Source organism: Variovorax sp. GW821-FHT09D07, assembly GCF_059416345.1.
Genome location: NZ_JBWKOY010000012.1, coordinates 69,781 through 87,356 on the forward strand (window position 1 = coordinate 69,781; position 17,576 = coordinate 87,356).

Consider the following 17,576-nt stretch of genomic DNA (forward strand, 5'->3'; position numbering starts at 1 on the left):
CTTGGTTGGCTAGGTGCCGCGCACGGCCGACCACACCAGCCGCAGGCCCAGCAGGCCCATCACGCCGCCGGCGGCGCGGTCGATCCAGGTCTTGTAGCGCAGGTAGGCCGCGCGCGGCGCGGCCGAGGACAGTGCCAGCGCGACGATCGCGTACCAGCCCGTCTCGATGCAGAAGATCACGGCCGGCACGGCGAGCGCCAGCACCAGCGGCACCTCGCGCGGCAGGAAGGCCGCGAAGATGCTCGCGTACACCACCGCCGTCTTCGGGTTGCTGATCTGCGTGGCCAGGCCGAGCAGGAAGGTGCGTCCGCTGCGGCCTTGGCTGCGGGGCGAGGCGTCCGTGTCGGGCGTGATCGCGAGCGGCTGCCGCGCGCCGCGCCAGATGCGAAAGCCCAGGTAGATCAGATAGGCGCCGCCGAAGGCCTTGATCGCGAGGTACAGCGCCGGCACCGCGAGGAACGCTGCCTGCAGCCCGGCCAGCGCCGCGATGGAGAACGCCAGCCCGCCGGCGCCCATGCCCAGGGCCGCCGCCAGCCCGTCGCTGCGCGAGGCCACGGCCGTGCGCGCCACCATCACGAAGCTCGGGCCCGGGCTCATCGCGCCCACGGCCATGGCGCCGGCAATGCCGAGCAGGGACAGGAGGTGGGCGTCGGTCATGGGGTGGCTCCGGTGGGGGATGGGTTCATTGCACGTTCACGGCTTCGACCTGCACCAGCAGCTTCACCTTGTTCTCGAAGCCGAAGTTCAGGCCCCAGGTGATGCCCCAGTCGCTGCGCTGCACGGTGGCCTCGAAGTCGCCGCCGCAGACCTGGCGGTTGATCAGCGGGTTCAGGTAGCAGTTGAAGCGCACGGCCTTCAGCGTCACCGGCTTGGTCTGACCCATGAGCGTGAGCGTGCCGGGCACGTCGGTCACCTTGTCGCCGCTGAAGTCGATGCGCTCGGCCACGAAGCGGCCGGTGGGGAATTCGGCCACGTTGAAGAAGTCCTTGCTCTGCACGTGGCGGTTGAGCAGGTCGACGCCGGTGTTGATGGAGCTGATGTCCATCGTGATGTCGACCTTGCCGCTGGCGCCGGTGCCGTCGATCTGCACCGAGCCGTCCTTGGTGCTGAAGCGGCCGCGGTTGGTGGTGGTGCCGTAGTGGCCCATCTCGTACATGACGAAGGTGTGGGTCGGGTCGATCACGTAGCTGGCGTTCTTGACCGGCCCGCCCGCGGGCTTGGCGGCCAGCGGCGGCGCGGTGTATTCCTGGGCCGTGGCGGCCAGCGGCAGGGCCGCGCCCGCGCACAGGGCCGCGGCGAAGAAGAGCTTGTTCATGGCAAGGGAAGAAGGATGCATGGGAAATGAAATCGTCGTCACAGCGGCCCGAGGCCCGCGAGCGTCAGCTTGAAGCGCACCTGCACCTCGTTGCCGACCACCGAGGTGTCGGTCCATTCGCCGTCGCCCACCTTGTAGTCGAGCCGCTGGATCGTGAGGGTGCCCGTGGCGACCGAATACGCGCCGCCCGACGACACGATGCTCACGGGCACCGTCACGTACTTGCTGACGCCCTTGATGGTGAGCTTGCCGGCCATCTCGAAACGGCCCTCGCCCAGCGCCTTGATGGCGCTCGAGCGGAAGCTGGCCTGCGGGAAATGCGCGGTGTCGAACCAGGTCGGCTTGGGCAGCTCGGCATCGCTCATGGGCACGCCGAAACCGGCGCTGGCGGTGTCGATCTGCAGCACGACCGAGCCGCCCTCGGGCTTCTTCGGGTCGAAGGCGACCTGTGCGTCGAAGCGCTTGAAGCTGCCTTCCACCGGCACGCCCATCTGCTTGCTGACGAAGGCGATCTGGCTCTTCTCGGGCACCAGTTTGGCAGTGGTGGCCGGCATGGGCTCGGCCGCGGCGTGCAGCGCGAGGCCGAGGAGGGCGGCGGTGCCCCACAAAAGACGGGTCGTCATCCGGCGGATTCCTTGCGTGGCGCGGGCCACATGCGTTGCAACAGACCGTCGTGGTCGATCCAGTGGTGCTTGAGCGCCGCCGCCACGTGCAGCAGCGTGACGCCGGCCAGCAGAAAGGCGCTGCGCTGGTGCAGCGGCTTGAGCACGGCTTCGGCGAAGTCCTTGTCGACCGCCACCAGGTCGGGCAGCGGCAGCAGGCCGAACCACACGACCGGCACGCCCATGCCCGAGCTGTAGGCCCAGCCGAACAGCGGGACCGCGAAGAACAGCAGGTACATCAGCGCATGGCTGATGCGGTGGGCGGCCCGCTGCCAGGCCGGCATGGCCGCCAGCACCCGCGCCGACAGCGGCGGCGGGCGGTGCGTGAGGCGCCACAGCAGCCGCAGCGCCGACAGCAGGAGGATGGTGATGCCGGCCCACTTGTGCCAGCTGTAGAGCTTCAGGCGCTGCGGCGAGAAGGGCAGGCCCGTCATGTAGAGCCCGACGCCGAGCGAGCCGACGATCATCGCCGCGAGCAGCCAGTGCAGCAGCATCGCGACCCGCCCGTAGCGCGGCTCGCGCAGGGCGGCGGCGCCAACGGAAGGAGCGGGAAGGGGTTCGACGGGCATCGGGGCAGGGGCGGCGGCGGCCTGTGCGCGGAGCATAGCTCGGAAGCGATGACACCGCAGCGGGACCGGCCCGCGCCGCGCTACGTCGACGACGGCGGTTGTTGCTGCTGCTGCGCCCGCAGCAGCACGCGCCGCAGCGCATCCGGCTGCACCGGCTTGCGCAGCGCATGCCAGCCGCGCGCGGCGGCCAGCTGCTGCGTGGCCTCGGTGATGTCGGCCGAGATCAGCGCGATCGTCAGTGCGGGCTTGCGCTGCGCCAGCCGCTCGGCCAGCGCGATGCCGTTGAACGCGCCGGGCAGGCGGATGTCGCACAGCGCCGCGTCGAGCGCGTCCAGGTCGGCCAGCGCGAGCGCCTCGGCGGCACTGGCGTAGATGCGCGGCGCCACGTGCCAGTGCCGCAGCAGCGCCGAGAGGCTGTCGGCCACCACGATGTTGTCCTCGACCACCAGCACCGCGAGGCCGGGGCGCAGCACGGTGTCGGCGTCGGGCTCGTCCAGCGCCACGGAGGGCGCGGGCGCTGGCACCGCCGCCGCACCGGGGCGGGCCGCCGGCAGCTCGAAGCTGAAGACCGAGCCCTTGCCCGGCGCCGAGCGCAGCGCGACCTCGATGCCCAGCTGCCCCGCCAGCCGCCGCACGATCGCCAGCCCCAGGCCGTGGCCGTGCTGCAGGTTGCGCTCCACGTTGCCGACCTGCTCGAAGTCGTCGAACACCCGCGTCTGCGATTCGGCCGCGATGCCGATGCCGCTGTCGCGCACCTCGACGCGCCACGCGCGCCCGGTGTCCGTGCCGAGCCGGCGGCGTGCCCGCACGGCCAGCAGCACGCGCCCGCGCGGCGTGAACTTGAGGGCGTTGTCCAGCAGGTTGGAGAGCACGCGGCGCAGCGCCACCGCGTCGGTCCAGGCCACCGCATCGGCCGGGCAGCGCACCGCGACGCGGCCTTCGCCGGCCTGGCGCGCCAGCTCGTTCAGCAGCGGCGCCAGCGCCACCGCCGCCGGGCGCAGCGGATCGACCGCGGCCTCGATGCGGCCGATTTCGAGCAGCTGGTTGGTCAGGCCCTCGAGCGCCTGCTGCGCGCGCGAGAGCGAGGCCACCGTGTGCTGCACCGCCGCGCTGTCGGTGCCGTGCTGCAGCTGCTGGCGCAGCACCTCGGCCTGCAGCCCGATGGCCATCACCGGCTGGCGCAGGTCGTGGTTGGCCGCCGAGAAGAAGCGCAGCCGCTCGGCCTGCGCCTGCTCGGAGGCGCGCAGGCCGGCCAGCGCCTGTTCGCGCAGCGTGCGCTCGTTCAGGCGCAGGCCGATGTTCTCCTCGAGCTGGCGCGAATGGTCGGCCACCAGCTTCCACATCATCGCGGTCAGGCCGATGCCGATCACCGCGACCGCCATCATCACCGGCGCCCCGAGCCACAGGCCCGTGACGATCACCGGCGCCAGCAGCAGCGTGATGGCCAGCTGCGTGGCCGGCGTGTAGAACGACACCGAGAACGCCGACGACAGCGTCATGCCCATGAGGATCAGGCCCAGCAGCAGCTGCAGGTCGGGCCGCTCGGGGTTGAACAGCAGCACGCCCGCCAGGCCGTGCGCCAGCTCCCAGATGGCCGTGCGCAGCGTGTGCTGGCGCTGCGCGGCGCGCAGGGTGGCGGGGGTGAAGGGCTCGGGCAGGCACTGCGCAAAGAAGCCGCGCATCACCGTGACCCCGGTGACCAGCGCCAGCCACACCAGCGCGCGCACCGGCGAGAACTGCCAGGCGAAGAGCGCCGCCACGCCGCAGTTGAGCAGGTACTGCACCAGCAGCACCGGCCCGAGCGGGCGGATCGACAACCGCAGCACTTCGCACTGGATCGCGAAGCGGTGGTCGCCGTCGCGGGCGTCTGCCGGGGGGGCCGCGGAGGCGGGGGTGGGCGTCATGGGCAAATCGACTATATAGAGAAGGCCCCAGCCCCGGCGACAATGGGGGCCCTTAGCGGGCTTCCCGATGGCCGACTTTCCGTGAACGATCTCTCATTTTTCCTGCCTTGCGCCGCCGGCGTCGAGGAATTCCTTGCCCAGGAGGTGCATGCCCTGACCGGCCGTGCCGGGCAGGACCTGCTCACCCTGCGCGGCGGCGTGCGCGTGCGCGCCGACTGGCGCGATGGCCTCAAGCTCAACCTGCACAGCCGGCTCGCGCAGCGCGTGCTGGTCGAACTGGCCCACGGGCCCTACCGCAACGAGAACGACCTGTACGCCATCGCCAACGGCGTGGCCTGGGAGATCTGGTTCACGCCCAAGCAGACCTTCAAGATCGAGACCACGGCCCAGCACAGCCCGCTGCAGAGCCTGAACTTCGCCACCCTGCGCATCAAGGACGCCGTGGCCGACCGCTTCCGCGCCAAGGCCAATGGCGTGCGCCCGAGCATCGAGACCCAGTGGCCCGACTGCCGCATCTTTGCGCACCTGACCACCGACAGCTGCACGCTGTACATCGACACCTCGGGCGAGCCGCTGTTCAAGCGCGGCTGGCGCCAGGACAAGGGCGACGCCCCGCTGAAGGAAACCCTGGCCGCCGCCATGCTGGCCGCCAGCGGCTGGTGGAACCCCGAGACCGGCGAGGTTGCCAAGGCCCCGCTGTACGACCCCTGCTGCGGCAGCGGCACCATCGCCATCGAGGCCGCGCAGATCGCCAGCGGCATCGCGGCGGGCTCGCTGCGGCGCTTCGGCTTCGAGAAGCTGCTGCCGTTCCAGGCGCACGTCTGGGCGGCCATCAAGAATGAAGCCGCCAACGCGCAGCATGCGAGCGCCATCGCCGTCTTCGGCTCCGACGTGTCGCACCGCATGGTCGACTTCGCCGAGCGCAACGCCGAACGCGCGGGCGTGGCGGGCGCCATCGAGTTCCGCGGCGGCGACGCCCTGCAGCGCATGCCGCCGGCCGAGGGCGGCGTGATCATGCTCAACCCGCCGTACGGCGAGCGCATCGAGGTCGGCGGCGTGGCGCGCTTCGGCGCCCGCGAGGCCGCCCAGACCCCGGGTGACGGTGAAGGCGGCGACGGCGGCGACTTCTTTCCGCAGCTCGCCACCCACTGGAAGAAGAACTACGCGGGCTGGACCGCCTGGGTGCTCACGCCCGACCTGAAGCTGCCCAAGCAGATGCGCCTGAAAGAGTCGCGCCGCGTGCCGATGTGGAACGGCCCCATCGAATGCCGGCTGTTCCGCTTCGACATGGTGCGGGGCTCGAACCGCGCTGCGCCGCAAGACGCCCCCACCTGAATCAGCTCTGCAGCTTCAGGCCTGCAATGCCCAGGAAGATCAGCGCGATGCACACCAGCCGCAGCGGCGCCGCGCTCTCCTGGAAAAAGAAGATGCCGATCAGCGTGACGCCGATGGCGCCGATGCCGGTCCAGATCGCGTAGGCGGTCCCGACCGGCAGCGTCTTCATCGCGGCGGTGAGCAGCACGATGCTCGCCAGCGCCGCGCCCAGGCCCAGCGCACCGGCGCCGGGGCGCTCCCAGCCCGCCGCGGCCTTCAGCGCGAGGGCCATCACGATCTCCACCAGTCCGGCGGCAAGCAGAAGAAACCAGGCCATGGCGTTCGCTCCTTTCACAGCAGCTTGATGATGGCCACGCCGAGCAGCAGCACGGCCACGCCGGCCATGCGCAGGCCCGACACCGGGCGCTGCGGCAGCCGGAACCAGCCGTAGCGGTCGACGAACACCGACGCCACCTGCTGCCCCGCCACCGTCAGCCCGACCGCGGCCGCGGCGCCGATGGCCGGGATCGCCGTGAACACCGTCGTCACATAGGCCGCGCCCGCAAGACCGCCGAGCCAGCCCCACCACGGCATGCCGCGCAGCGCCGAGCCCTGCGGTGCGACCGCCGCAGGGGCGGGCGCACGCCGGAACAGCGTGACGAGCAGCAGCGCCAGGGCCATCGCCAGCGTCGCCACGAAGAAGCTCACCGCGCCCACCGCGAACGGCGCGCCCAGGTCCTGCCGCAGCAGCCCGTTGACCACGCCCTGCACCGGCAGCACCGCGCCGGCCAGCAGCGCGAGCACGATCCATCCGGCCTTGCCCGCCAGCGCCTGGCGCAGGCTGCCGGCCTGCCCCGCGACGATGGCCCCGGCCCCGAGCAGCACCGCCAGCGTGCCGCCGGCCATGGCCGGCGTCAGCACCTTGGGGGCCACGCCGAGCAGGCCGAAGGTGTCGAGCGCGAACGAGGCCAGCATCTGCCCCGCGATGAACAGGCCGACCGCCACCACCGCGCCCAGGCGCGGAAACAGCAGGATGGTCGAGACCACGTAGAAGGCGCTGGCCGTGCCGCCGATCACGTGCCACCACGGCACGCCCGGCAGGCCGGCCAGCGCCGTCAGCGTGCCCGTGGCGAGCGCCACCGCCAGCAGGGCCAGCGTGCCGACCGACAGCTGCAAGGTCGTGGCGGTGAACGGGCTGCCCGTGGCCTTGGAGAGCTGGGCGTTGGCGCCGGCCTGCACGGCGAGCAGGCCTCCGGCGACGAGCGAGGCGGGAATGAAAAACGCGTCCATGGTGGTTCGACCTCCGTGTGGTGTGGATGCGGGGCGGGAGAATCGCGGCCCCCTGCGGACGACTGTAGGATCGGCACGTTTGCAAAGCCATTCGAAAAAATCGCATCCGCGGTATGCATAAATGCAGGGCACAGACTGGGACGACTTTCGCGTGTTCCTGGCCGTCGGCCAGGCCGGCTCGCTCTCCGGCGCCGCGCGCCAGCTGGGCGTGAACCATTCCACCGTGCTGCGGCGCCTGGGCGCGCTCGAGGCGCGCATGGCGGTGCGCCTGTTCGACCGCCTGCCCGCCGGCTACGCGATGACGCTGGCCGGCGAGGCACTGCGCGAGCGCCTGCAGGGCGTGGGCGAGCAGATCGACGCCGCGCAGCGCCACCTCATGGGGCTCGACCTGCGACTGACCGGCGTCATCCGCATCACCAGCACCGACACCTTCATGGCCGGGCTGCTCGGGCCGATCCTGGCGGACTTCCGGGCGCTGCACCCGGGCATCGAGTTGCAGGTGGTGATGAACAACCTCTTCCTGAGCCTGACCAAGCGCGAGGCCGACGTGGCGATCCGCCCGACCAACGCCCCGCCGGACCACCTGGTCGGGCGCCGGGCCGGGCGCCTGCAGACGGCGGTGTACGCGTCGAAGGCCTACCTCGCGAAGCACGGGGCGACGACCCCGCTAGACCAGCACGACTGGGTCGCGCCCGACGAAGGCCTGTCGCACCTGCTGCAGGCCAAGTGGCTGCGCGAGCAGGTGCCGCCGGCGCGGATCGCGGCGCGCGTCGACAGCCTCGTGGGCATGACGCAGCTCGTGAAGCGCGGCCTGGGCCTGGGCATGCTCCTGTGCATGCTGGCCGATGCGGAAGACGAGCTGGTGCAGGTCGAGGCGCCGAGGGAGGCGCTCGACACGCAGGTCTGGGTGCTGACGCATCCCGACCTGAAGGAGGTCGCGCGGATCAAGGCCTTCACCGACTTTGCCTACGCGCGGCTCGTTGCCGAAGCGAAGGTGCTGGCGATGCCTTCAGGGCGGCCGGCGGCGCGCTAGAAGCCCGGGCGCCGCATGGTGCAACATCGGCGATAGACAGATTTCACGCGACCATGACCTTGCCAGCCCCCGACCTCGTCGTCATCGACACCAACATCGCCCTCGACCTGCTGGTCTTCGAAGACCCCGCCTGGGCGCCGCTGGTCGACGACCTCGCGCGCGGCGCGCTGCGCTGGCTGGCCACGCCCGCGATGCGCAGCGAACTGGAACGCGTGCTGGGCTACCCGCTGATCGCCCGGCGCATGGCGCAGCGGGAGCTGACGATTCCCGTGGTGCTCGCGGATTTCGATGCGCGCGTGCAGCTGGTGACCGAGGTGCCGGCGCGCGCGCCCTGCGTGTGCAGCGATCCGGACGACCAGGTGTTCATCGACCTGTCCGTGGCGCACGGGGCGCAGCTGTTCAGCAAGGACAAGGCGGTGCTGTCCATGAAGAAGCGGCTGGCGCTGCGCGGGGTGGCGGTGCGGTCGGCGCTGGCCTAGGCCACGCCGGTCCGTCTCAGGCCTTGTTCAGTTCGTACCACTGCCCCAGCAGGCGCGCGACGGCCCGCACGCGCTGCGTGTCCCGTCCCCAGCGCCGGCTGGCCGGCAGCTTCTGCGCCCACTTCATGCGCCGTGCCGCGTTCGCGATGCGCTCGCGCACTTCCTCGTCCACCTCCGCCAGCGCCGCGTGCCAGTGCTGCCCCGCCGCCTGCGGCGCGGCGGCCTCGAGCATCATGGCCGTGGAGTGCAGGTAGCTCAGCCAGTCGCGGGCCTGGCATTCGGCCAGGGTCATGACCTCGGAGGGATCGTCCTCGAAATCGATGTAGCCGATCACGCCGTCGGGGCACTGCACGAGGTTGCGGTCGAAGGCCTGGCTCAGGTGCTGGCCGCACAGGTGCACGGCGGCGATGGCGGCCAGGCCCTCGCGCCACACGGCGAGCAGGGCGGCGGGGCCGGCGGCGGCGGCCTGGTCGATGCGCTCCTGCAGCACCACGGTGGCACGGCCGCTTTCGCCAAGATCGGAAATCAGCAGCCCGTCGGCCTGCTGCGCCAGCACGATCGGCACGCGCAGGCCTGCGGCGGCCAATTGCTTCAGGCGACGTGCCTCGGTGGCGATGGCGGCTTCGCCGCCCGGGTTGGGCACGGGCTTGATCACGTCGAGACCGGCCAGCCGCGCGGCCAGTGCCATCACGCGGTAGCCCCACTTGCCGTGGCGCGGGCCGGCCTTCTTGAGCCAGACGCGCTCACTGCCGAAGCGGTGGCTGGCCACGTTCTTGGCCTGCCTGGGCAGCGTGACGCGCAGGAACTCGGCGTAGTCGCCGGGCGCCGAGCCCGGGGCGTCGTCGAGCGGCGCGGGCGCCGACGCGGCGCCCCGTTGGCTGTACAGGCGCGTCGCGGCGCCTCCTCGTCTCAGTGGATTCATGCGGCCATGGCGAAGCCCGGCGCCAGCAGCCCGTGCGGGCCCTGCGTCACGGGCTGGAAACTCTGTGCACTGGCCAGCGGCCAGTAGGTGCGGAAAACGGTGTGCTGGTTGTCCAGCGGCCCGAGCAGCGCGCCGGGCTGCACCTGCATCACCAGGTTGCTCAGCAGGCGCACCTCGGTGTCGGAGATGCGGCGCACGATGTGGTGCGCGGTGATCTGCTGCGGGTGATCGAGGCCCGCGGCCTGCACCAGCTCCTGCAGCGCATGCAGCGTGCTGCGGTGGAAGTTGCGGACCCGGTCGGCCTTGGTTGGCACCACCAGCGCCTGCTGGCGCACCGGGTCCTGCGTGGTCACGCCCGTGGGGCAGTGGCCGGTGTGGCAGCTCTGGGCCTGGATGCAGCCCAGCGCCATCATGAAACCGCGCGCCGCGTTGCACCAGTCGGCGCCCAGCGCCATCATGCGGGCCACGTCGAAGGCGGTGATCACCTTGGCGGCGCAGCCGATCTTGATGCGGTGGCGCAGGTTCACGCCGATCAGCGTGTTGTGCACGAGCAGCAGGCCTTCCTGCAGCGGCGCACCGACGTGGTCGCTGAACTCGACCGGCGCCGCGCCCGTGCCGCCCTCGGCACCGTCGACCACGATGAAGTCGGGCGTGATGCCGGTGGCCTGCATCGCCTTGACGATGCCGAACCATTCCCACGGGTGGCCCAGGCAGAACTTGAAGCCGGTCGGCTTGCCGCCCGACAGCTCGCGCAGCTTCGCGACGAAATGCATCATCTCGGTCGGCGTGGAGAACGCGCTGTGCGACGAGGGCGAGACGCAGTCCACGCCCACCGGCACGCCGCGCGCCGCCGCGATCTCGGGCGTGACCTTGGCCGCCGGCAGCACGCCGCCGTGGCCGGGCTTGGCGCCCTGGCTGAGCTTGATCTCGATCATCTTCACCTGCGGGTCGCGCGCGTTGGCGGTGAAGCGCTCGGCGTTGAAGGTGCCGTCGTCGTTGCGGCAGCCGAAGTAGCCCGAGCCGATTTCCCAGATCAGGTCGCCGCCGTGCACGCGGTGGTGCTGCGAGATCGAGCCTTCGCCGGTGTCGTGCGCAAAGCCGCCCATCTGCGCGCCCTGGTTGAGCGCGAGGATGGCGTTGGCCGACAGGGCGCCGAAGCTCATCGCCGAGATGTTGAACACGCTGGCGCTGTACGGTTGGGTGCAGATCTGCGCCAGGTTCGCATCGGCCGGCTGCGGCGTGCCGCCGATCACGATGCGGAAGTCGTGGTTCGCCAGCTTGGTGGGCTGCATCGAGTGGTTGATCCACTCGTAGCCCGCGGCCGACACGTTCAGCTGCGTGCCGAAGGGCCGGTTGTCGGGCTCGCCCTTGGCGCGCTGGTACACCAGCGAGCGCTGGGCGCGCGAGAAGGGTGCGGCCTCGGCGTCGCTCTCGATGAAGTACTGGCGAATCTCGGGGCGGATGAACTCGAGCAGAAAGCGCAGGTGCCCGATGACCGGGTAGTTGCGCAGGATGGCGTGGCGCGCCTGGCGCAGGTCGTGCACGCCGGTGCCGGTGAGCACCGCGAAAGCGGCCACGCCGATCCACGCGAGCCACAGGTGCGGCGAGGCCAGAACCAGCGCCAGGCAGGCGACCAGACCCAGCACACACAGGGCGAACGCGCTGTAGCGTGCGGGAAACGGAATAATCGTGGGCATAGTCATCAGATGTCGGCTGGAGCCTGCTGCATCATAGAGGGCTGCCCCCAACCTGCCATGACTGCTGCCATGACGACCACATCCGACACCCCCGATACCCCTGACACCGCCCTGGCCGCCTCCTCGCAAGCCCTGGGACCCGACGATTTTGACGCCCTCGACAGCGCGCTCGACGCCATGCGCGAGCACGACGAGGAAATTCCCCAGTGGGAGTTCTGCGAAGGCTTCATGGCCGCGCTGATCTGCACGCGCCGCCCCATCGACCCCACCGAATACTGGCCCGTGCTGCTGGGCGACCACTTCGTGCCGGCCCAGCACATGGAGTTCGTCTGGAACTGGAAGCGCCGCTGGCGCGAGATCGAGGAAGGCCTCGACGCCCCGGTCGAATCGCTCGAAGACGAGCGCAGCTGGCAGCCCGAGGTGCTCGACACCCGCGGCGCCATCGCCTCGCTGCCCGAGGAAGAGCGCGCCGAGATGGCCGCCGAAGAGATTCCCTCGTTCGCGCAGGTCTGGGCGCTCGGCTTCATGTACGCGGTCGAGAACTGGCCCGAGGACTGGGCCGCGCCGCGCGACAAGGAAGCCGCGCAGATGCTCGACGACGCGCTCGACAACATCGTTGCGCTGACCGAGGACGACACCGCCAAGCCCACGCTGTCGATGTACGACGAGAACGGCCCGCCCAGCGTGAGCCAGCAGCGCCTGGACGACTTCGGCGCCGCGATCTGGGCGGTGTACGACCTGCGCCAGCTCTGGAAGAGCCTGGGCCCGAAGGTCGAGACGATCCGCAAGGAAGCCGAACCCGGCCGCAACGATCCGTGCCCTTGCGGCAGTGGAAAAAAGTACAAGAAGTGCCACGGGGCATGAGTGCTGTCGCGCCGACGCAGCGCCCTGCCGCGCAACCCCTGACGCCGCAGGCGGCATGGGTCATGGTCCTCGCGCTCTGCGCCGGGGTCGCGCTCAGTCAGGCGTTTCGCACCGTTGGCGCCATCATGGCGAGCCCGCTGCAAGCGGACTTCCACCTTTCGGCTCAAGCCCTCGGGATCTTCTCGGGGGCTTTTCACTTTGCGTTCGGCGCGATGCAGCTTTTCATGGGCATCGGCATCGACCTGCACGGCGTGCGCCGCACCGTGCTCGTGGCCTTCCCGGTCGCGATCGCGGGCGCGCTGCTGTCGGCCGTGTCGCCGAACTACCTCGTGCTGGTGGCCGGGCAGGCGCTGATCGGCGTCGGCTGCGCGCCGGCCTTCCTTGTGTGCACGGTGTTCATTGCGCGGCACTTTCCGGCGGCGCGTTTCGCCACCGTGTCGGGCCTGGTGCTGGCCATCGGCGGCCTGGGCATGCTGGCCACCGGCACGCCGCTCGCGTGGCTGGTGCAGGCGTATTCGTGGCGCGCGGGCTTCCTGGTGCTCGCGCTGGCGTCTGCGCTGGCCTGGCTCGCGATCTGGCGCTGGGTGCACGAGCCCGTGTCGGCCGTGCCGCAGAAGAAAGAGTCGATTCCCGAAGCCGTGCGCCAGTTCGGCGCGCTGTTCGCCATGCCGCACACGCTGGGCATCATGGTGCTGGGTGCGGTGACGTATGCGGCCTTCATCTCGCTGCGCGGGCTGTGGCTGGGTCCGCTGATGATGGAGCGCCACGGCTACTCGCTGGTGCAAAGCGGCAACGTCGCGCTCGCGGTGTCGGTGATCGCGCTGTTCGGCTCGCCGCTGTTCGGCCGCTTCGACCGCGACGGCGCCGCGCGCCGCCGCTGGATCGTGGCCTGCGGCCTTTTCTACGCCGGCCTGTTCGCGCTCATCGCCGTGGTGCATTCCGCCTGGCTCGACATCGCGGGCATGGTGCTCATCGGCGTGCTCTCGGGCTTCATCGTCTGGCAGTACGCCGACGTGCGCGTGGCCTACCCGGCCGCGCTCACGGGCCGCGCGATGGCCGTCTTCACCATGGCGATGTTCCTGGGCGTCGCGTTCATGCAGTGGGGCACGGGCGTGGCGGCCTCGGTGGCCGCGGCGCACGGCGGCGATCCGCTGACCGCCGTGCTGGCCGTCATTGCGGCGCTGCTGGTGATCGGCATCGCGGCCTTCGCGTGGCTGCCCGCGCCGAAGGCGGCTTCCGTCAGATCTTGAAGGCGCGCTGGATGTCCGGCCGCACGAGGTCGGCGTACTCGCGGTGCTTGCGGATGTAGCCCGCGATGAACTGGCACACCGGAATCACATGCCGCCCGTTGGCGCGCGCCTCGTCGAGCACGTGCCTCGCAATGCCCGAGCCCACGCCCTTGCCCTCATGCTCGGGCAGCACCTCGGTGTGCGTGAACATGATCGCATCGGTCAGCAGGTTGTACTCGGCATAGGCCGCGAGCTTGCCGTCGAGCGCGGCTTCGTAGCGGTGCTGCGCTTCGTTGTTCGTGAAGGTGAGGGCGGTCGAGGAAGAAGTGGTCATGAAGGTTGGCGTGCAAGAAAAGTGGCGAGGTTGGCGGCGGCGGTGGCGCGCACCTTGTTGCGCAGCATCGGCGTCCAGCCCAGCAGCAGGCCTGGCGTGCCCAGCGCCTGCCGCGACCAGGTCCAGAACGGGAAGCTGTCGCGGTGTGTGGCGATCAGGCCGTCGGGCGTGAAGGTGAAGCGCGCGTCGATGCTGTTGTCGACCAGGCGGCCGGTGGCGCTGAAGCGGTAGTGGGCGTCCCAGTGCGCGCTGCCCGTGCGGGCGTCGGCCTGCACGTCGCGCCAGCTCAGGCGCCACACGTCGGCACCCTTGGCCTTGGTGGCGTCGCAGAGCATGCGCCACATGCCGCCGATCTCGCGCCGGCCGCGCAGCGAAAAGGCCTCGTCGTCGAACACCGCGTCGGGCGCGTAGCAGGCGGCCATGGTGGCGGCGTCGAGTTGCGAGAACGCGCTGTAGAAGCGCTCGATGGTCGGGGCGTGGGTGGCTGCGGTCATGGGGCCTCGGGATGGGTGGTGCCGGATCATCGCCGGGATGCGGCGCGCAAGGAAGCGCACGGGTGATTCCGGGTGCCCGGCATTAACATGCGCCCCGATGCCGGTCCTCGCAGGGCCGGCGCCCTGGCGGTGGCGCAGAAAAACCAGAACCACAGTCGCTGCGCCCGCCGCACACAACCCGAGGGGACGCATCCATGGCCGAGGTGATCAACGACTGGCAGTTCGTCGAGGCCGTCATGGCCGCCCGCACGCTCGAGGAGGTCGCGCAGGTCAACCGCCGCGCGATGCGGGCGATGGGCTTCAACCACGGCGCCTACGTGCTCAAGCGCCCGGTGCCCGCGCCCCGTGCCGACACCCCCGCGCAGGACGCGCTGCTGTTCTTCCACGAGCTGCCCCCCGAGTGGGCCCGCAGCCGCTACGAGTCGCTGCGCAGCAACGCCGGCGAGCAGGCCGACGCCCGGGTGCAGCATGTGCGCGCCGGGATGCCGGCCACCGCGTGGAGCTGGCTCGGGCAGGTGAGCCACACGCGCGCCGACATCGGGCAGCGCGCCCGCGGCCTGCTGCGCAGCGCCGGCGAGCACGGGCTCAAGGCGGGGCTGACCGTGCCGCTGTGGACGCCCGGCATCGACTGGGCCTTCATGACCCTGACCACCGACGCCACCGCCGACCTGCGCGAACTGCGTGCGACGTTGGCGCCGATGAACTACTTCGCCTCCTGCCTGCATTCGACCGTGCGCCGGCTGCAGGGCGACGCGAAGGTGCCGGTGCTGAGTGCGCGCCAGCGCGAGGTGCTGCACTGGGTGGCGGTCGGCAAGTCGACCTGGGAGATCTCCGAGATCCTGCACATCAGCGAGCGCACCGTGTACTTCCACCTCGTGGGCGCGGCCCGCAAGCTCGACACGCAGGGCCGCACCGCCACCTGCGCGCGGGCCCTGGCGCTGGGCCTGCTCACGCCCTGAGCCGGCCCACCCCTGTCGGAAACGACAGGGGGCCGCATGGCGCCGCGCGGCGCGGTGCTGCAATCGGCCACGGGCAGGCCGTGTGTCACGCGCCCGATGCTTCAACCGATCAAGCCCATGAGAGAACGCAGAAATTTCGTGCGCCTGCTGGGCGGCTGCTTCGCGGTGGCGGCGGGCGCGACGGCCCTGGCCACCTGGTGGCTGCACGCCGACGTGCCGGCCGCCGCCTTCGAGATCTGGAACGGCCCGGGCGACGAGCCCGACGTGCGCAAGCGCGCCGTCGCCTATGCCGTCACCGCGCCCACGGCCTACAACGGCCAGCCCTGGCGGGTCGACCTGCGCGAGCCCGACGCCATCGTGCTGCACGCCGACCGCGCCCGCGTGCAGCCCGCCACCGACCCCTTCGGCCGCCAGCTCATGATCGGCCACGGTGCGTTCATCGAGCTGCTGGTGATGGCGCTGGCCCAGCAGGGCGTGCAGGCGCGCGTGCAGCTGTGGCCGCAGGGCGAGCTGGTGGGCGATGCGCCGCAGCAGTGGCCCGACCTGCCGGTGGCGCGTCTCACGCTGTCGCGCGGCGGCACGCCCGATCCGCTGTTCGCGCAGGTGCTGCGGCGGCGCACGCCCAAGCAGCGCTTCGACACCGGGCGCAGGGTGTCGGCCGACATGCTGCAGGGGCTCACCGCGGCCGTGGCTTCGGCTTCAAGCGGGGGCGTGCAATCGGCCGGCACGGTCGACATGGCCCGCGTGCTGCCGCTGCGCAAGCTGTGCGCGGCGGCGGCGCGCGTGGAGCTGGTCACGCCCCACACCGCGCGCGAGAACCTGCGCCTGCTGCGCATCGGGCCGCAGGAAATCCTGGCGCACCGCGACGGCTTCTCGCTCAACGACCCGGCGCTGCGCATGGCGGTCGCGCTGGGCCGCTTCGACCGCGAGGTGCCGGCCGCCGAAGACAGCCTCTCTTTCCGGCAGACGCTGCGGATGTTCGAGGACCAGGCCCACACGGCGATGGGCTTCGTCTGGATCAGCACCGGCGGCAACAGCCGCAGCGAGCAGATCGCCGCGGGCCGCGCCTACGTGCGCCAGCAGCTGCGCGCCACCGACCTGGGCCTGGGCATGCAGCCCATGAGCCAGCCGCTCGAGGAATTTCCGGAGATGGCGCTGCACCACGCAGCGGCGCACGACATGCTGATCGGCGCCGCGCCGTCGCGCCATGCGCGCAGCCCGACCGTGCAGATGATGTGCCGCCTGGGTTTTCCGACGGCGCCGGTGCCGCCCGCGCCGCGTCGGCCGGTCGGCGATTTCATGCAGGCCTGAACAGCCCGCACGCGGTCAGCGCGGCAGCAGCTGGATCAGTGTCTGCAGCGCGTAGTGCACCGTGGCCGCGCGCACGGTGGCGCGGTCGCCGTCGAAGCGGCGGCGCTCGGTGCGCACCTGCCCGTCGACCGACCAGCCGAACCACACCGTGCCCACGGGCTTGTCGGGCGAGCCGCCCGCCGGGCCGGCCACGCCGGTCACGGCCACGGCCGCGCGCGCCGGGGCGCCGCGTGCAATGGCGCCCTCGGCCATCGCGCGCGCCACGGGCTCGCTCACGGCGCCGTGGGCCTCGATGAGCGCGGCGTCCACGCCCAGCATCTCGGTCTTGGCGGCGTTCGAGTAGGTGACGAAGCCGCGCTCGAACCACACGCTGGAGCCCGCGAGGTCGGTGCAGGCGCCGGCGATCAGGCCGCCGGTGCAGCTTTCGGCGGTGGCCATCATCCAGCCCCGGGCCTGCAGCCGTTCGGCCAGCGTGGCGACGAGCGCGGGGACGTCCTGTTCGGCCAAGGCCGGGGAAGCGGAAGGTTGCATCGGGTTCACCATGCGCGCCACAGCGCAATGACCAGCAGCGTGCAGAAGGCCGCCACCAGGTCGTCCAGAAGAATGCCGAAGCCCGCGCGCCACCACTGCACCCGCGCGGGGTCGCGCGGCTTGAAGGCGGCGTCGGCCCAGCCCACCGGGCCGGGCTTGGCGGCGTCGAAGTAACGGAACAGCGCAAAGGCCACGACCTGCGCCCACAGGCCGGCCGGCGTCACCAGCCAGAGCACGAGCCAGAAGGCGACCACCTCGTCCCACACGATGGCGCCGGGGTCGGACACGTTCATGTTGCGCGCAGCGACCGTGCAGGCCCACCAGCCGATCGGCAGGCCGGCCAGAATGATCCAGCCGATGGTCGCGGGCGTGAACCACAGCTGCATCACCACGAACGCGGCCCAGGCCCACAGCGTGCCCACGGTGCCCGGCGCGAAGGGCGACAGCCCCGAGCCGAAGCCCAGCGCGATGAAGTGCGCGGGGTGCGAGAGCAGGAAGTGCAGGGTGGGGCGACGCATCGGGGGACGGGGCAGGGCGCCGGTGGTGGCGGAAGAGGAATCCATCGAGGAAGAAGGGGAAGAAGAAACGGCGTGCATCGGTTTCGAAGTGTCGCGCATCCTGTGCGACGGCTGCGCGCCGAAGTTTCTATTTATCAAAGCAATAGCTTGT

20 protein-coding genes are annotated in these 17,576 nt (G+C 71.2%); 7 read left to right on the top strand and 13 right to left on the bottom strand.

What is annotated here, in order from left to right:
• Positions 1 to 9 precede the first annotated feature (9 nt).
• From AC07OX_RS28930 to AC07OX_RS28950, 5 genes are all read right to left on the bottom strand, one after another.
• On the bottom strand, positions 10 to 657 hold the full coding sequence (locus AC07OX_RS28930) for a LysE family translocator (RefSeq protein WP_095743356.1): 648 nt from the start codon (positions 655 to 657) through the stop codon (positions 10 to 12).
• Positions 658 to 682: 25 nt separating this feature from the next.
• Positions 683 to 1,315, bottom strand: coding sequence for a YceI family protein (locus AC07OX_RS28935; RefSeq protein WP_095743357.1), 633 nt, complete (start codon positions 1,313 to 1,315; stop codon positions 683 to 685).
• Between the two features lie 38 nt (positions 1,316 to 1,353).
• Positions 1,354 to 1,938 (bottom strand): YceI family protein, encoded by a 585-nt coding sequence (locus AC07OX_RS28940; protein ID WP_062480316.1) that lies wholly within the window; start codon positions 1,936 to 1,938, stop codon positions 1,354 to 1,356.
• Positions 1,935 to 2,546, bottom strand: coding sequence for a cytochrome b (locus tag AC07OX_RS28945; protein WP_495262720.1), 612 nt, complete (start codon positions 2,544 to 2,546; stop codon positions 1,935 to 1,937). The genes AC07OX_RS28940 and AC07OX_RS28945 overlap by 4 nt, the downstream gene beginning before the upstream one ends.
• Before the next feature lie 80 nt (positions 2,547 to 2,626).
• Positions 2,627 to 4,450 (bottom strand): sensor histidine kinase, encoded by a 1,824-nt coding sequence (locus AC07OX_RS28950; RefSeq protein ID WP_495262721.1) that lies wholly within the window; start codon positions 4,448 to 4,450, stop codon positions 2,627 to 2,629.
• A gap of 81 nt (positions 4,451 to 4,531) precedes the next feature.
• Between AC07OX_RS28950 and AC07OX_RS28955 the strand changes: the two genes are divergently transcribed.
• Positions 4,532 to 5,785 carry a THUMP domain-containing class I SAM-dependent RNA methyltransferase gene (locus AC07OX_RS28955; RefSeq protein ID WP_062480312.1) on the top strand — a complete coding sequence of 418 codons (1,254 nt, stop codon included), beginning with the start codon at positions 4,532 to 4,534 and terminating at the stop codon, positions 5,783 to 5,785.
• Position 5,786: 1 nt separating this feature from the next.
• On the opposite strand, the gene AC07OX_RS28960 is transcribed toward AC07OX_RS28955, so the two are convergent.
• Entirely contained in the window at positions 5,787 to 6,101 is a 315-nt protein-coding gene (locus AC07OX_RS28960; protein ID WP_062480310.1) for a DMT family transporter, read from the bottom strand.
• A 14-nt stretch (positions 6,102 to 6,115) separates the two neighbouring features.
• The gene (locus AC07OX_RS28965) at positions 6,116 to 7,054 is read right to left on the bottom strand and encodes a DMT family transporter (RefSeq protein ID WP_495262722.1); all 939 of its coding nucleotides are present in this window, start codon (positions 7,052 to 7,054) and stop codon (positions 6,116 to 6,118) included.
• Between the two features lie 121 nt (positions 7,055 to 7,175).
• Here AC07OX_RS28965 and AC07OX_RS28970 point away from each other — a divergent pair, with 121 nt between their 5' ends.
• Complete coding sequence (locus AC07OX_RS28970; protein WP_495262723.1) at positions 7,176 to 8,087, top strand: LysR family transcriptional regulator; 912 nt, start codon at positions 7,176 to 7,178, stop codon at positions 8,085 to 8,087.
• 53 nt (positions 8,088 to 8,140) lie between these two features.
• Positions 8,141 to 8,566: a PIN domain-containing protein gene (locus AC07OX_RS28975; protein ID WP_062480304.1), complete on the top strand. Its 426-nt coding sequence runs from the start codon at positions 8,141 to 8,143 to the stop codon at positions 8,564 to 8,566.
• A 16-nt stretch (positions 8,567 to 8,582) separates the two neighbouring features.
• Here the strand turns inward: AC07OX_RS28975 and AC07OX_RS28980 are convergent, their stop codons facing one another.
• Together AC07OX_RS28980 and AC07OX_RS28985 are read right to left on the bottom strand one after the other, a co-directional pair.
• Positions 8,583 to 9,488 (bottom strand): BUD32 family EKC/KEOPS complex subunit, encoded by a 906-nt coding sequence (locus AC07OX_RS28980; RefSeq protein ID WP_070063745.1) that lies wholly within the window; start codon positions 9,486 to 9,488, stop codon positions 8,583 to 8,585.
• Entirely contained in the window at positions 9,485 to 11,185 is a 1,701-nt protein-coding gene (locus AC07OX_RS28985; protein WP_495262724.1) for an FMN-binding glutamate synthase family protein, read from the bottom strand. Before AC07OX_RS28985 ends, AC07OX_RS28980 begins: the two co-directional genes overlap by 4 nt.
• A 69-nt stretch (positions 11,186 to 11,254) precedes the next feature.
• On the opposite strand from AC07OX_RS28985, the gene AC07OX_RS28990 reads away from it, so the two are divergent.
• Together AC07OX_RS28990 and AC07OX_RS28995 are read left to right on the top strand one after the other, a co-directional pair.
• Complete coding sequence (locus AC07OX_RS28990; RefSeq protein WP_495262725.1) at positions 11,255 to 12,049, top strand: UPF0149 family protein; 795 nt, start codon at positions 11,255 to 11,257, stop codon at positions 12,047 to 12,049.
• Positions 12,050 to 12,111: 62 nt separating this feature from the next.
• A complete protein-coding gene (locus AC07OX_RS28995) occupies positions 12,112 to 13,299 on the top strand; it encodes an MFS transporter (RefSeq protein WP_495262776.1) in 1,188 nt (395 codons plus the stop codon).
• Here AC07OX_RS28995 and AC07OX_RS29000 read toward each other — a convergent pair.
• Both AC07OX_RS29000 and AC07OX_RS29005 read right to left on the bottom strand, forming a co-directional pair.
• On the bottom strand, positions 13,289 to 13,612 hold the full coding sequence (locus AC07OX_RS29000) for a GNAT family N-acetyltransferase (RefSeq protein ID WP_354347973.1): 324 nt from the start codon (positions 13,610 to 13,612) through the stop codon (positions 13,289 to 13,291). The genes AC07OX_RS28995 and AC07OX_RS29000 overlap by 11 nt on opposite strands.
• Entirely contained in the window at positions 13,609 to 14,106 is a 498-nt protein-coding gene (locus tag AC07OX_RS29005) for a nuclear transport factor 2 family protein (RefSeq protein WP_369631040.1), read from the bottom strand. The genes AC07OX_RS29000 and AC07OX_RS29005 overlap by 4 nt, the downstream gene beginning before the upstream one ends.
• Positions 14,107 to 14,300: 194 nt before the next feature.
• On the opposite strand from AC07OX_RS29005, the gene AC07OX_RS29010 reads away from it, so the two are divergent.
• A complete protein-coding gene (locus tag AC07OX_RS29010) occupies positions 14,301 to 15,065 on the top strand; it encodes a helix-turn-helix transcriptional regulator (RefSeq protein ID WP_495262726.1) in 765 nt (254 codons plus the stop codon).
• A gap of 117 nt (positions 15,066 to 15,182) precedes the next feature.
• A complete protein-coding gene (locus tag AC07OX_RS29015; RefSeq protein WP_495262727.1) occupies positions 15,183 to 16,376 on the top strand; it encodes an Acg family FMN-binding oxidoreductase in 1,194 nt (397 codons plus the stop codon).
• A 15-nt stretch (positions 16,377 to 16,391) separates the two neighbouring features.
• On the opposite strand, the gene AC07OX_RS29020 is transcribed toward AC07OX_RS29015, so the two are convergent.
• Together AC07OX_RS29020 and AC07OX_RS29025 are read right to left on the bottom strand one after the other, a co-directional pair.
• The gene (locus AC07OX_RS29020; RefSeq protein ID WP_492687381.1) at positions 16,392 to 16,919 is read right to left on the bottom strand and encodes a CinA family protein; all 528 of its coding nucleotides are present in this window, start codon (positions 16,917 to 16,919) and stop codon (positions 16,392 to 16,394) included.
• Positions 16,913 to 17,470, bottom strand: coding sequence for a phosphatidylglycerophosphatase A family protein (locus AC07OX_RS29025; RefSeq protein WP_495262728.1), 558 nt, complete (start codon positions 17,468 to 17,470; stop codon positions 16,913 to 16,915). The genes AC07OX_RS29020 and AC07OX_RS29025 overlap by 7 nt, the downstream gene beginning before the upstream one ends.
• Positions 17,471 to 17,576 lie beyond the last annotated feature (106 nt).

Excerpts from the sequence above, each read along its gene's own strand:
- AC07OX_RS28995 (WP_495262776.1), top strand. The coding sequence starts at position 12,112 with ATGGTCCTCGCGCTCTGCGCCGGGGTCGCGCTCAGTCAGGCGTTTCGC.
- AC07OX_RS28935 (WP_095743357.1), bottom strand. The coding sequence starts at position 1,315 with ATGAACAAGCTCTTCTTCGCCGCGGCCCTGTGCGCGGGCGCGGCCCTG.
- AC07OX_RS29005 (WP_369631040.1), bottom strand. The coding sequence starts at position 14,106 with ATGACCGCAGCCACCCACGCCCCGACCATCGAGCGCTTCTACAGCGCG.
- AC07OX_RS28930 (WP_095743356.1), bottom strand. The coding sequence starts at position 657 with ATGACCGACGCCCACCTCCTGTCCCTGCTCGGCATTGCCGGCGCCATG.
- AC07OX_RS28985 (WP_495262724.1), bottom strand. The coding sequence starts at position 11,185 with ATGCCCACGATTATTCCGTTTCCCGCACGCTACAGCGCGTTCGCCCTG.
- AC07OX_RS28965 (WP_495262722.1), bottom strand. The coding sequence starts at position 7,054 with ATGGACGCGTTTTTCATTCCCGCCTCGCTCGTCGCCGGAGGCCTGCTC.
- AC07OX_RS28940 (WP_062480316.1), bottom strand. The coding sequence starts at position 1,938 with ATGACGACCCGTCTTTTGTGGGGCACCGCCGCCCTCCTCGGCCTCGCG.
- AC07OX_RS28945 (WP_495262720.1), bottom strand. The coding sequence starts at position 2,546 with ATGCCCGTCGAACCCCTTCCCGCTCCTTCCGTTGGCGCCGCCGCCCTG.
- AC07OX_RS28990 (WP_495262725.1), top strand. The coding sequence starts at position 11,255 with ATGACGACCACATCCGACACCCCCGATACCCCTGACACCGCCCTGGCC.
- AC07OX_RS29015 (WP_495262727.1), top strand. The coding sequence starts at position 15,183 with ATGAGAGAACGCAGAAATTTCGTGCGCCTGCTGGGCGGCTGCTTCGCG.
- AC07OX_RS29025 (WP_495262728.1), bottom strand. The coding sequence starts at position 17,470 with ATGGATTCCTCTTCCGCCACCACCGGCGCCCTGCCCCGTCCCCCGATG.
- AC07OX_RS28970 (WP_495262723.1), top strand. The coding sequence starts at position 7,176 with ATGCAGGGCACAGACTGGGACGACTTTCGCGTGTTCCTGGCCGTCGGC.
- AC07OX_RS28980 (WP_070063745.1), bottom strand. The coding sequence starts at position 9,488 with ATGAATCCACTGAGACGAGGAGGCGCCGCGACGCGCCTGTACAGCCAA.
- AC07OX_RS28950 (WP_495262721.1), bottom strand. The coding sequence starts at position 4,450 with ATGACGCCCACCCCCGCCTCCGCGGCCCCCCCGGCAGACGCCCGCGAC.
- AC07OX_RS28960 (WP_062480310.1), bottom strand. The coding sequence starts at position 6,101 with ATGGCCTGGTTTCTTCTGCTTGCCGCCGGACTGGTGGAGATCGTGATG.
- AC07OX_RS28975 (WP_062480304.1), top strand. The coding sequence starts at position 8,141 with ATGACCTTGCCAGCCCCCGACCTCGTCGTCATCGACACCAACATCGCC.
- AC07OX_RS29000 (WP_354347973.1), bottom strand. The coding sequence starts at position 13,612 with ATGACCACTTCTTCCTCGACCGCCCTCACCTTCACGAACAACGAAGCG.
- AC07OX_RS29020 (WP_492687381.1), bottom strand. The coding sequence starts at position 16,919 with ATGGTGAACCCGATGCAACCTTCCGCTTCCCCGGCCTTGGCCGAACAG.
- AC07OX_RS29010 (WP_495262726.1), top strand. The coding sequence starts at position 14,301 with ATGGCCGAGGTGATCAACGACTGGCAGTTCGTCGAGGCCGTCATGGCC.